At 63.8% G+C, this 12,395-nt stretch carries 9 protein-coding genes; 5 read left to right on the top strand and 4 right to left on the bottom strand.

All coding sequences use genetic code 11. From position 1 onward, the window contains the following. Positions 1-13: 13 nt before the first annotated feature. From DAETH_RS16735 to melA, 5 genes are all read left to right on the top strand, one after another. Positions 14-1,027, top strand: a complete 1,014-nt coding sequence (locus DAETH_RS16735) for a LacI family DNA-binding transcriptional regulator (protein WP_264777848.1) — start codon at positions 14-16, stop codon at positions 1,025-1,027. Between the two features lie 15 nt (positions 1,028-1,042). Continuing rightward, complete coding sequence (locus DAETH_RS16730) at positions 1,043-1,969, top strand: carbohydrate ABC transporter permease (protein ID WP_264777847.1); 927 nt, start codon at positions 1,043-1,045, stop codon at positions 1,967-1,969. A gap of 65 nt (positions 1,970-2,034) precedes the next feature. Continuing rightward, positions 2,035-2,955, top strand: coding sequence for a carbohydrate ABC transporter permease (locus tag DAETH_RS16725; protein ID WP_264777846.1), 921 nt, complete (start codon positions 2,035-2,037; stop codon positions 2,953-2,955). A 110-nt stretch (positions 2,956-3,065) separates the two neighbouring features. Next, complete coding sequence (locus tag DAETH_RS16720; RefSeq protein ID WP_264777845.1) at positions 3,066-4,376, top strand: ABC transporter substrate-binding protein; 1,311 nt, start codon at positions 3,066-3,068, stop codon at positions 4,374-4,376. A 108-nt stretch (positions 4,377-4,484) separates the two neighbouring features. Then, positions 4,485-5,831 carry an alpha-glucosidase/alpha-galactosidase gene (gene melA, locus DAETH_RS16715; RefSeq protein ID WP_264777844.1) on the top strand — a complete coding sequence of 449 codons (1,347 nt, stop codon included), beginning with the start codon at positions 4,485-4,487 and terminating at the stop codon, positions 5,829-5,831. A 436-nt stretch (positions 5,832-6,267) separates the two neighbouring features. Here the strand turns inward: melA and DAETH_RS16710 are convergent, their stop codons facing one another. The 4 genes from DAETH_RS16710 to DAETH_RS16695 form a co-directional block, all read right to left on the bottom strand. Next, the gene (locus DAETH_RS16710) at positions 6,268-7,110 is read right to left on the bottom strand and encodes a nucleotidyltransferase domain-containing protein (protein ID WP_264777843.1); all 843 of its coding nucleotides are present in this window, start codon (positions 7,108-7,110) and stop codon (positions 6,268-6,270) included. Between the two features lie 292 nt (positions 7,111-7,402). Then, complete coding sequence (locus DAETH_RS16705; protein WP_264777842.1) at positions 7,403-8,437, bottom strand: TniB family NTP-binding protein; 1,035 nt, start codon at positions 8,435-8,437, stop codon at positions 7,403-7,405. Next, the gene (locus DAETH_RS16700) at positions 8,437-10,380 is read right to left on the bottom strand and encodes a hypothetical protein (RefSeq protein WP_264777841.1); all 1,944 of its coding nucleotides are present in this window, start codon (positions 10,378-10,380) and stop codon (positions 8,437-8,439) included. The genes DAETH_RS16705 and DAETH_RS16700 overlap by 1 nt, the downstream gene beginning before the upstream one ends. Positions 10,381-11,792: 1,412 nt before the next feature. Next, a complete protein-coding gene (locus DAETH_RS16695; RefSeq protein WP_264777840.1) occupies positions 11,793-12,374 on the bottom strand; it encodes a hypothetical protein in 582 nt (193 codons plus the stop codon). Positions 12,375-12,395: the final 21 nt, after the last annotated feature.

Below are 12,395 nucleotides of genomic sequence, written 5' to 3'. Positions count from 1 at the left end.
CCGAGGGGGTGTGATGACCCGAGCCACGCTCCGGGATGTCGCCGCGCACGCGGGCGTCTCGCATCAGACCGTGTCCAACGTGCTCAACGAGCACCCGTCCATTCGCCCGGCGACCCGGGAGCGTGTGCTCGCCGCCATCCGTGATCTCGATTACCACCCCAACGCGGCCGCCAAGGCGCTGCGCGAGTCGCGCGTGACGACGCTGTGCTGCGCGTTCTACGGGCACGCGGCGGACGAGATTAGTGACCCCTACCGCAACCTGGTGCAGTCGGCCTTTATCGCGGAGGCGAACGCGCGGGGGTACAACATCACCACGGCGTTCCTGCGAGGGGATGACCCGGAGGGCTTCGAGGCGCTGCACGCGGCGTTCAAGCAGCGCAGCCTCGGGGGCGTCGTGGTGATGAGCACCACCCTGCCCACCGGGTGGATGCGAAGGCTGGCCCTGTGGGACATTCCCACGGTGCTGTTCGACCGCGCCGACCCGGAGGGGTTCTTGCCCTCGGTGACCGCCGACTACGTGGGAGGGATGGCGGGGCTCGTCGCCCACCACGTCTCACGCGGGCGGCGCGACCTGGCCCTGGTGGTGCCGGGCGACGACCTGGGCAGCAGCGCCATCCTGCGCCGCGAGGGCTTTCTCGCCGCCGCGCGGGCCCACGAGGTGCGCCATCGCCTCCTGGGGGGGCACTGGTCCGCCGAGGCGGGCGAACTCGCCTTCCGCCACCTGTGGGAGGGGGGAGACCGGCCGGACGCCGTGCTGTGCGGCAACGACCGCATGGGGGCGGGGGCGCTCCTCGCGGCCCGGACGCTGGGGGTGCGGGTGCCGGACGAGGTGGCGGTGAGCGGCTTCGACGACTTCGAGTTCGCGCGCTACACCGGGCCCAGCCTGACCACCGTTCACGTCCCCTACGCCGAGATGGCCCGCCTGGCCGTGCGGCGGCTCCTGGGCCGTATGGAGGGCCGCGTGCCCGGTCACGGGCCGCCCGAGGTCCAGCTTCCCGTCACCCTCGTCCCGCGCGAGTCCGCGTAAGCCCGGAGGTCCCCCATGACTGTTCCCGTCCAGAGAGAGACCCTCGTCGTTCCCGCACGGGCGCCCGCGCGGCGCCGCTCCCTGAGCTGGATGGTGGGCTACCTCTTCATCCTCCCCGCGATCATCGGCTTCGTGGTGTTCTACCTGTACCCGGCGCTGCGCGGCCTCCAGATCAGCTTCACCGACTGGAACCTCCTGAGCGAGCCGAAGAACGTGGGGATCGCCAACTACCAGGAGGTCGTGCGCGATCCCAGGTTCTGGTCGGCTCTCGGCATCACCGTGAAGTACGTGCTGTGGAACATCCCGCTCCAGACCATTCTCTCGCTGCTGCTCGCGGTGGCGATGGACCGGCTGGTGAAGAGCATGTTCGTCAAGGGCCTCTTGATCGTGCCGTACCTGCTCTCGAACGTGCTCGTGGCGATGATCTTCCTGTGGATGCTCGACCCCCTGCTGGGCATCGTGAACCAGTGGCTGGATCTGACGCCCATCGGCAAGCAGCCTTTTTTCAACTCCGCCGAGCAGGCGATTCCCACCATCGCGCTCGTGAACGTCTGGAAGCACATGGGCTTCAACGCGCTGCTCTTCTACGCGGGGCTCCAGGCGATCCCGCGCACGGTGTACGAGGCGGCGGCCATCGACGGGTCGAGCGAGGCGAACACCTTCTGGCGGATCACCCTGCCCCTCTTGAGACCGGTGACGGTCTTCGTGCTCGTGACCTCGGTGATCGGCTCCTTTCAGATCTTCGACACGGTGGCCGTCGCCACGGCGGGCGGCCCGGCGGACGCGACCAAGGTGCTCGTGTACTACATCTACCAGAACGCCTTCGGCTTCTTCCGGATGGGCTACGCGACCGCGATGAGCATGGTGCTGTTCGCCATCCTGATCCTGTTCACGCTCGTGCAGATGCGCCTGCTGAGGGCGGGCGAGTCGGACCTGGATTGAGTCGCCAGCCGCCAGCCTCCAGTCGCCCGACAGGAGTTCAGGCTCCCGAGTTCAAGGAGACGAACGTGACCACCGTACCGACGACCCAGACGGCCCACCACCGCCCCCGCAAACCCTTTCCCCTCGGCAGGCTCCTCGCCTACCTGGCCCTCACGCTCGTCATCCTGATCTCGCTGTTCCCCATCTGGATCGTGCTCAAGACGGCGCTGACGGGCAGCCGGTCCCTCTTCACCGAGGCCGCCTCGCTGTGGCCGAGCGAGCCCACGCTGATCAACTTCAAGCGGGTCCTGGGCCTGGTGAGCCTGGAGGAGGCGCAGGCGGCGGGCGGCTCGGGCAGCGCGGTGAACTTCCTCGCGGCAATGAAAAACAGCGTAATCTTCACCGGCCTGATCGTGCTCGGGCAGACCTTCTTCTCGGCGATGGCAGCCTACGCCTTCGCGCGGCTGAAGTTCCCGGGGCGGGACGCGATCTTCACCCTGTTCCTGGTCGCCATGATGATTCCCGGGATCGTGCTGTTCATCCCCAACTTCATCACGATCAAGAACCTGGGGTGGCTGAACACGATTCCCGGCATGGTGGCCCCCTTCATCCTGATGACGCCCTTCGCGGTCTTCTTCCTGCGGCAATTCTTCCTGTCGCTGCCCAGGGAGACCGAGGAGGCGGCCTTTCTCGACGGGGCGGGGCCCTTCACGATCTTCTGGCGCATCACCCTGCCCATGAGCCAGGGCCCCCTCGCCACGCTCGCCATCCTGACCGCCATCGGCATGTGGAACGAATTCTTCTGGCCCTTCCTGATCGCGAAGGACGAGGCGTCCTTTACCCTGCCTGTGGCCCTCCAGGTTTTCAAGTCGCAGACCCCCCAGGGCGTCCCCGACTGGACCGGCCTGATGGCGGGCACCTTCGTCGCCGCGATCCCCGTCTTCCTGCTGCTCGTCTTCCTGGGCCGCCGGGTGGTCGAGTCGCTCGCCTTCAGCGGCACCAAGTAGGGGAGGCAGACGTGACCGGCACCCGCTCGCCACCCCCACCGCAGCCACCCACCGTCGTCGTCCGCCCCGCGTCTCCCCGCCCACTCCCCACTTCCCCGGAGGGAAACCCCATGAAAAAGCTCCTGACCCTGACCGCCGCCCTTTGCACCCTGTCGAGCACCGCGAGTGCGGCCACCACGCTGCAATACTGGCTGTGGGACGCCAACCAGCAACCGGCCTACCAGCAGTGCGCGGTGAACTTCACCAAGAAGAACCCCGACATCACGGTCAAGATCACCCAGAAGGGCTGGAACGACTACTGGACCGGCCTGACGACCGGCTTCGTGAGCGGCACGGCGCCGGACGTGTTCACGAACCACCTCGCGTACTTCCCCGAGTTCGCCCGCAACAATCAGCTCGTGGACATCAACCCCCTGATCAAGCGGGACAAGGTCGCCACCAACATCTACTACCCCGGCCTCGCACAGCTCTGGACCAAGGACGGCAAGCGGTACGGGCTGCCCAAGGACTTCGACACCGTCGCCATCTTCTACAACGCCGACTTGCTGGCGAAGGCCGGACTCAAGCCTGCCGACCTCGCCAACCTAACCTGGAACCCGAAAGACGGCGGCACCTGGCAGCGCACCATTGCGCGGCTGACCCTCGACAAGCAGGGGAACAACGGTCTGTCGCCGAAGTTCAACAAGAAGCAGGTCGCCCAGTACGGCTACATGACCCCCTACGGGGCGGGCTTCAACGGGCAGACCGAGTGGGCCTTCTACACGGCGACGACCGGCTGGAAGCACAACAACGGCCTGTTCGGGACCAAGTACAACTACGACGACCCCCGTTTCGCCCAGACGATCCAGTGGCTCGCTGACCTCAACCTCAAGCACGGCCTGATCCCGAGCTTCCAGGAGGTGCAGGCGAGCGGCGGCGACTCGCTGTTCCGCGCGGGCAAGGCCGTCATGGTGACGAACGGCTCGTGGATGATCAGCGACTACACCTCGAAGCTGCCCTTCAAGGTCGGCATCGCCCCGCTGCCCAAGGGCCCGGACGGCACCCGCAAGAGCATGTTCAACGGGCTGGCGGACTCCATCTGGGTCGGCTCCAAGAACCAGGACGCCGCCTGGAAGTGGGTCAAGTACCTTGCCTCGGCGGAGTGCCAGAACGTCGTCGGGCGCACGGGCGTGGTCCTGCCCGCCATCCCCTCGGCGACCAACCTCGCTGTCGCCGCGCACAAGGCCCGGGGCGTGGACTCCAGCGTGTTCGTGAACCAGGCCAAGGCCAAGGGCGGGACCTTCCTCTTCCCGATCACCGACGCCGCCGCGCAGGTCAACGACATCATGACGAGCACCATGCAGAAGGTGTTCCTCGGCCAGGCCAAGGCGGCGGACGTGCTGGGGGACGCCAACGCCAAGGTCAACGCCCTCTTCAAGTAAACGCGGCCCACGGGGGCTCCCAGAATTCGCTGGGGGCCCTCCTTCCACCGCGCGAGGGTTGAACGTTCAAAACCACCTCGCCTCCCACTCTCCTTCAGAAGGTGTCCCATGACTTCCCCCAAAATCGCCATGATCGGTGCGGGCAGCACCGTCTTCGCCAAGAACCTGCTCGGGGACATCCTCGGCTTTCCCGAACTCGCAGGGGCCGACGTTCGCCTCTTCGACATCAACCAGGAACGCCTCGACGTGACCGAGCAGGTCGCCGGGCGGGTGGCGCGCTCAGTCGGCGCGCGGCCCACCGTCACCGCCACCACCGACCGCGAGCGGGCCCTCGACGGGGCCGACTTCGTGATCAACATGATCCAGGTCGGCGGCTACAAGCCCGCCACCGTGACCGACTTCGAGGTCCCGAAGCGCTACGGGCTGCGGCAGACCATCGCGGACACGCTGGGCGTGGGCGGGATCATGCGGGCGCTGCGAACCGTGCCCGTGCTGCTCGACATGAGCCGGGACATGGAGCGGCTGTGCCCGGACACCCTGCACCTGAACTACGTCAACCCGATGGCGATGAACATCTGGGGCCTCGCGCGGCAGACGCCCATCAAGACGGTCGGCCTGTGCCACTCGGTGCAGCACACGGCCTATGAGCTGTCACAGGATCTGGGCATCCCGGTGGAGGAGATCGACTACCTCTGCGCGGGGATCAACCACATGGCCTTTTACCTCAAGTTCGAGCACAAAGGCGTGGACCTCTATCCCCGGCTGATGGAACTGGCCGAGTCGGGCCAGGTCCCGGCCTGGAACCGGGTGCGCTACGAGATGCTGCGCAGACTCGGCTACTTCGTCACCGAGTCGAGCGAGCACTTCTCGGAGTACGTGCCGTACTTCATCAAGCGGGGCCGCGAGGATCTGGTCGAGCGCTTCAACGTGCCGCTCGACGAGTACCCCCGCCGCTGTGAGGCGCAGATCGGCGGCTGGGAGGAACTGCGGACGAAGTTGCAGGACCCCGATGCCCCGCTGGAGGTTCACCGCTCCGTGGAGTACGGGTCGCTGATCATCCACAGTATGGTGACCGGGCAGCCGCGCGTGGTGTACGGCAACGTGATGAACAGTCCCTCGGATGGCAGCGCGGGCAAGCTGATCGCCAACCTGCCCGACGAGTGCAGCGTCGAGGTGCCGTGCCTGGTGGACCGTCAGGGCATCCAGCCCACGCGGATCGGGCGGATCCCGCCCCAACTCGCCGCCCTGATGCAGACGAACATCAACGTTCAGGCGCTGACGGTGGAGGCCCTCGTGACCGGCAACCGGGAACACATCTACCACGCGGCGATGCTCGACCCGCACACCGCCGCCGAACTCGACCTCGACCAGATCTGGGCGCTGGTGGACGACCTGCTCGCCGAGCACGGCGACTGGGTGCCCGAGGGGCTGCGCAGGGGGCTGGCGGCGGACTGAGGTCGGGGTGGGTGGGGCACGCAGCGGGATGATCCGGGAGCGGCGGGCGGAGGACAATCCCCGGCTCCTCGAAGTTCCGTCGCCTTCTCCCGTCCGCGTGGCGGCGCTGCCCGGTCTGGAGGGCTGGGTCTGTAGGGAGGGGGCACACGGCCGGGGCAACTCCTCGCACACACCTGACTCCTCGGGGGTCGCCTGTCCCTAGACGTGAACGAGCAGAACCCGGGGTGCGGGCGTATCGGAATCGGGCGGGCAGGGGAGACCCTTTCCGCCCTTCCTCCCGCACAGGAACAGCGCCGCGCCCGTCGCGCAGGACGACTGGTCGAACGGAGGGCGGGGGCGAAGGTCTTCCCGCCCCCTCGACCGGGGTCTTTTTCCTCCTTGCTCCCGGACGACAAAAGCGCCCTGACCACCCGTTTCGCGATTCACGTCGAGTGTCTCAGGGCAGGGCCCGGGCCTCCGTTCCCCGAGGTGCCGGGAGTTCGCCGCGCTCCTGCAAGAGCCGGACAAGGGCGTCCACCAGCGCCTCGACCCGGCCCGGCACCTCACCCAGCGTCCCCGGCGTGAAGGCGAGCAGCCGTTCCACCTGGCCCGCGAAGTCCTCGGGCACGAGCGGCAGGCGGGCGGCCAGGGTGAGCAGCCGCTTCTCGCCGGGATGCGGCGTCCGGTTCAGGGCGAAGAGCACGTCGAAAGACGAGGCCAGGAATTCCGTCAGACGGTGGTTGACCGCCACGAGGTCCCCCCGCCGCACGGCGAGCGCGATCTGGTTGGGGTAGGCGCCGAGGGCCCCGCGCAGGAGGGGAAAGTTGAGGGCGATGATCGCCCGCGCCAGCCCGTCCGGGTAGGGCTGGTCCGCCCGCCGCTTCAGGACCGCGAGCCAGCCCTCGCGGTCGAAGAGCACCTCGCAGGTGCGCAGGTTGTGCCACAGCGCCGTCGTGTAGCCCAGCCGCGCCTCGTGGCGTTCCAGCAGGGCGGTCAGGTGGTCCTCGAAGCTGGCGGCGCGGCGGAACATCACGTCGACGTGCAGGCCGTCTCCACGTTCCAACCACTCGTCACCGGGCTCCCACCAGCGGTTGTCCACCTCGACACGTTCCCCCCGGTGTTCGGCCAGGGCGCGCCGCGCGGGCACGGGCACCTCATGGTGGCTGTAGACGTACAGGTCGATGTCGGAGTGCTCGTCCCGGTTCCCGGCGGCGCGCGAGCCTCCCAGCGCCACGGCGAGAACCTCGGGAAGGGCGGCGTACTCGGCGGCGATGCGGGCCGCGCGGTCGTCTCGGGTCATTCCCCGTTGTACCCCGGCTGGCCTTGACATCGCTCGATGCCGCAGCTCTCATCCTCCCGTCTTTCCCGTCAGAGAGCGATGATCCCTGCCCGGGTGACCCCCCTCGCTCTTGACCCGGCCTGAACGCGACCATGTTTTTACAATAAGGATTGTTATTGTAAAATTCTTCGGTGCCCCCCGTCCTCCACCTCCGCCGGTGTGGTTTTTACAATTAAGTTTAAATTATCGAATTAAAAACGAATATTAGCCTCCAAGTTAGGCTCCTGTTACCAAACAGGTAACAGCAATGCATTTAATTTTTTGGGGCCTCGTTTGCGCTTTTAGAAGGAGGTATAGATTGAGCTCTCCGCGTTTTTTTCTTGCGGCGCTCCTTGTCCTGCAACTGAGCCTTAGCTTCTTCGGCAATGCGTTCATTAACAGCAACTCCAACCTGACTTTCTTTCGCGACCCGACGTGCCATCGGGGACACGAATCCCATTTCCTCCAGAAGCGCAACATTGATGTACTCTTTCTTGTTGTGTATGGCCTCCTCGCCAGCACGTGCCAGGATTTCATGGAGCTCTCCAATCAGACCACCGCTCAATTCTAATAATCGAGGAGCGAGAGGCGGCAAGAACAAGTTTGAGGGTTCGCGGAGGGGCAGGCCTTGCTCGAAAGCCTTCAGTAGTTGTTGAAAGCCAAGGCCTTCAGTCCACCGGGGCAATTCATAAACAATCTTGAATCGATTTTCTAGCTGACGATCACTGTTTAACATGAACAGCATTTCTGGCAGTCCGGCCATAACCAGGGTTACTTTACACTCTGTGGCGATGGAGCGAAGCGCTCCCAGGGCATTTTCAAGTTGCCTTGGCGGGTATTTCCTGATGTTATGACCCTCATCAATAGCTATTATCCTGGTCTTTGTGATATTTTCGATCGTATGCTGAATTTGTTTTAGCAATTCGAGTGAATCTGGACGTCTTGGATAAGGAACTCCAGCCGCAGTCAAAATCTGTCTATAAATATGTATGTTGGTTGTGTCTTCCACTAGGCTGACACGAAGCACCGGTCTTTCGGTACGATGACCCCCTGGAACCGGGACGATCATCGGTGGGTGATCCTGTTCGAACCGCTCCAGCAGGAGTGTCTTCCCATTATTCGTTTCCGCAGTGATGGCAACACAGGGCATGCGGTTGTTGCGCTCGTGCTTGAGCAATGATTCAAGGCGTTTCATAATCAGCTTGGCGTGGTCGTGGTCAAACCAACGCTGCCGCTGCATGTAGGCGATCCGCTCCTCGTCACCGAGTTCCAGCACGGCTCGGGCTTCGGGTCCAAGATGTTCGAACATTACCGGTCCCTGTCACTCATCGGCCGTTCGGCATAAGCCTCAATGTCGCCCTCATCCAACCAACCCAGCATCGTTGAGTCGGCCGATTCCTGCTCTGCCCCGCTCTCGGGTGGTGCGAGGTTGTTCAGTTCCTCGGTATGCCGGGTGGCCTCGTCACGACGGGCGCCGGCCCGGCGGGCGGCGACAGACTTCTCGTACTCCTGCTCTTCCAGGGAGCGCATCAGGTAATAGCCCGCGACGACTTTCTCCTGATCCAGATCATTTCCAAACTTGGCTCGTGCTATCCGTTTCGCTTCATTCATGTCCCAGATGGTGATGGGTGGCAAATCTGGAAGCTTACACGGTAAAGGCACGTACTTTTTCCATTGGGGATGAAAGAAGTACAGAGTACGTATGTCGTGTCTGTTGACCTTGAATGCCAGCGGTTCCTTTTTGCCCAGGAAATCCCGTAGCCAGGGAGCATGGTACTTCAGGTAATTCAGGGTGACGACCGAACCATCCTGGACGCCGCGTTCCTCGGTGGGCAGAGCGTCGATGGCAAAGGTCCATGGGTCGTCAATCTGCGCTGGCAGACCCATTCCGGGCTGGCCGCCCTCTCCGAACACGTCTCGCCGGAATCGCTCCAGCGGCGACATCCCCAGCCCCTTGTGAGGCCGATTGTGGTACACCTGGCCGATCAGGACGGCCAGCCACTTTTCCAATTCCCGAATCACGAAGACCGCGTCCCGTCGGCCCTCGTGTCTGGGACGGTGTGCCTTTCTGGTGGCCACGTTGTGGAAGGTCGTGCCCCTCACCTCGTGGAGTTCACGGTTGAGCGTCCCGGCGAACCTCTCGATGTATGCCCCCCAGCGTGGCCTCGACGGGGGGCGCGGCACGCGCTCGATGCTGTACTTGTCAAGGAAACGGTCGAAGCTTTTCGAGTAGAACTCCCGACCGTGGTCATGTCGAATCCGTTTGAAAAATCCCCAGGAGGGCCATTCCACCCCCTCAATTCCCAGTTCGCGTAACCATGCCTCCTTCGGCAGGACGGCATGACGCAGGCACATGGCCAGCGACTGTACACTCGGCGGATCGAAGGAGACGTAAAACCCCCAGACCATGCGCGTCCGCGTGTCGAGCAGGAGGGTAATCCATACGCGGCCGACGGGCAGCCGCTTCTGTCCCACGACCAGTTCGAGGTCGAGGTACACGTGGTCGATGTCCATCAAATCCAACGGATGTTCGCCGACCGGGACCGTCCCCTGCTTGTCTGCATACCGGTTCTCGGCAGCCTCTTCGCCCAGTTCCTTGGCAGCAAAAGCTTCCGGCTCTTTTTGCCGCGCGGCGTCCAGCCACTTCCAGACAGTTTGATACGGCGCGTCGGCCCACCCCTCGGCCTTCAGCCCGGCCTGGATTCGTGCGATGGCTGTCTTTTTGGACGTGAGGGGGTGGTCGGTATAGTGCGTCTTGATGAGGTCGTTCAGGAGCGTGTCAAAAGCGGCCTGTGCCGACGCATCCAACCTCTCGCCGTTCTGGCGCTTGATCCGGCGGGAACCCCGATCTGATCTCACCTTGCGGGCCAGCCCGGGCATGCCGGCCTCCTCGAAGTTGCGTACCCACTCATAAATTGTTACGTGACTTACATTTAGTTCTTTGGAAAGAGCCCTGATGGCGCCGTGGCGCGCGGCCGTATTTTTGGGGTGGGCGAGAATCGGCGCGACCGCATCACGCTTGCGCTGCATTTCGGCCCACTGCGCGTCAGTGAACATTGATTCGTGCTGAAGCTGCGGCGGCGGAGTCTGCGGCGGGCGGAACATGATGTCGACACGCTTTAACACCCTGAGGACGCCTGTGTTCGGGTGCCGAGCATGCACGTGCTCGAAGTCGAGCACCGACACGAGAACGTACGGCTCGTCGCCCAGGTACACGGTCCGCCCGGGTTTGTACTCGTTCGTCGTGGTCATAGTGTCCCCACGGAGGACTCTCTCCGGAACCTGTCCTCTTGAGCTGGAGTTGACCCGCAGCGGCGGGCAGAGAGTGAAGTGACTCGCCTTGACTGCTCGAACTCGGCGGGGCCGAGATGGCCCTGCGACGAAGGTCTGCGTTCCCTGCTGGGGATTACCTCCCTGGCAGTCCTCGTTCGCCGCGTACAATCCCGGGCCTCCCACAGATGGGGCTGACCAATGTCCAAACGGCACCTCATTGAGCCGGACAGGCCCGTGCTCCTTGTTCACGTAGGACCCGCTTGTTCCTCGGTGACAACTGCTGAGGCTTGGTGGCGATCAGCTGGTTTAGGTTCATCCGTCCCCCTCCGTCAAGGCTTTGGCCTGTTGTTTTGAAACAGCACGATTCATCCGTCGCAGCCCAGCCTCTTGGGGAACTGGCCTACATGACAGGAGTAGCGACGTCCGGAAGGCGCCGAATTCAGTGGTGACCGGTGGATGTGGCGGAAGGCTCGTTACCCCAGGCTCCCAGCAACGTGTTAGGGAAACCGAGGCTCCAGACGGATGGGGTGCCGGGTGTGCCCTCCTTGTTCAGGCCTGACCCGACTCCTTGACCTGGCCGTGATGGTACTTCGTCCGAAGGCCGAAAGCAAGTTTTTCCGCGCCAGGAGCGGTTGCGCTCACATGCTGACAAACATTGAAGGGGATAAAGTACTCTGGGGGTACGGTTATGCGGGCCATTCCAATGTCAACTCGTGAGCGCATCCTGGCCGACCTTGACCAAGGTCAACGGCAGGCTGATGTGGCGTGTGCCCACCGCGTCAGCCTCTCCTCGGTGGAGCGTCTGGCACGAATGCGGCGCGAGGGACGTTCCCTCGTGCCCAGGAAGCAAGGGCGTCCACCCATCGTCCCGGCCGAGCAGCACGCCTTGTTCCTGAAATTCTTTGATACCTCGACGGCCGTCTGCGTCACGCCGTCCTACAGGGAACTAGCTCGGCGCTGGCATGTGCTTACCGGTGTTTGTCTTAAACCCGCCACTCTCCTGAAGCTTTGCGAGCGTATGGGTCTCTATAAGCCGCGCGAGTGGCCTGCACCTATTGTGGCAGCGAGGTGGGAAAGATACTTTCGTGATGTAGCGTAATTGGTGGCCAAATCGGCAGGCGAAATGTACTCAGGCTCGAGTGGAGTCGGCGTCAACCGTACAGATTTATAATAAAATCCATCAGTAGCAGAGCGCTTGTAGTCCCTGCTGTGCGGGCGACGAGCGTTGAGTCGCCATCAGATGGGGCCCCAGGAGGTGAAGCCGAGCGAAGCCTGAAACGGCCAGGTTAGTTGGGGTACGTTCTCTCCAAGGAGTCAGCGTCAGAACACTGATGATGGCTCTTTTGGGGACAGATAAGCAGGAGGTCACTCATCTGCAGATCGGCCCTTTCTTACGGCTTCAGCTCCAGCAGCTCTTCCACAGGGACGCTCCGTCGATTGGGGGTATCCAGTTGCCCGAGTCGCAGGATTCGCTCCGGGAGCCGGACACTCACGGTGTCCAGCAAAAAGACGTCGGCTCGCTCTCGAATGTCGAACTCGAGATTGTCCAGGAAACTCAGGTGAGCCGTGCTGCCCCGCGGCCCCTGCTGCCGCGTCACGGTCAGCGTGGCGGACTTCAGGCGCTTGAGCGAGTCATGCAGTTGCCGATCCGTCAAGGACAAGTCGGGGGAGAGGGACGAGGTGGCTTCGCGCAGGGCGTCACTGGTGCAGGCCACCTGTCCGTGTGGGAGGGGAGCCTGTCCATGTAGGTTCAGGAGCGCCTGCAGCACCACGGCGTCGTGTCCGTGAGGCAGCACCCCGATGGCCTGACATCGGACGGACAGGTGCTGGTCCCCCACCACCTCCCGGTAAACCCACTCGGGGAGGGGAACCGGCAGCTCAGGGAGCGCGCTGATCAACCCGTAGAAGGTGAATCCGCCCGCGAGGACGGTCCGGAGTGCCCGTTCTCCTTCAGGGCTCGGTCGACGTGGCATGAGGCCCTCCTTTCAGGGACA

Source organism: Deinococcus aetherius, from assembly GCF_025997855.1.
GTDB lineage: Bacteria > Deinococcota > Deinococci > Deinococcales > Deinococcaceae > Deinococcus > Deinococcus aetherius.
This window is presented reverse-complemented; position numbering and strand designations above follow the sequence as displayed.

Coding starts and splice junctions, on each gene's coding strand:
- DAETH_RS16700 (WP_264777841.1), bottom strand. CDS start 10,380: ATGACCACGACGAACGAGTACAAACCCGGGCGGACCGTGTACCTGGGC.
- DAETH_RS16705 (WP_264777842.1), bottom strand. CDS start 8,437: ATGTTCGAACATCTTGGACCCGAAGCCCGAGCCGTGCTGGAACTCGGT.
- DAETH_RS16720 (WP_264777845.1), top strand. CDS start 3,066: ATGAAAAAGCTCCTGACCCTGACCGCCGCCCTTTGCACCCTGTCGAGC.
- DAETH_RS16730 (WP_264777847.1), top strand. CDS start 1,043: ATGACTGTTCCCGTCCAGAGAGAGACCCTCGTCGTTCCCGCACGGGCG.
- melA (WP_264777844.1), top strand. CDS start 4,485: ATGACTTCCCCCAAAATCGCCATGATCGGTGCGGGCAGCACCGTCTTC.
- DAETH_RS16710 (WP_264777843.1), bottom strand. CDS start 7,110: ATGACCCGAGACGACCGCGCGGCCCGCATCGCCGCCGAGTACGCCGCC.
- DAETH_RS16695 (WP_264777840.1), bottom strand. CDS start 12,374: ATGCCACGTCGACCGAGCCCTGAAGGAGAACGGGCACTCCGGACCGTC.
- DAETH_RS16735 (WP_264777848.1), top strand. CDS start 14: ATGACCCGAGCCACGCTCCGGGATGTCGCCGCGCACGCGGGCGTCTCG.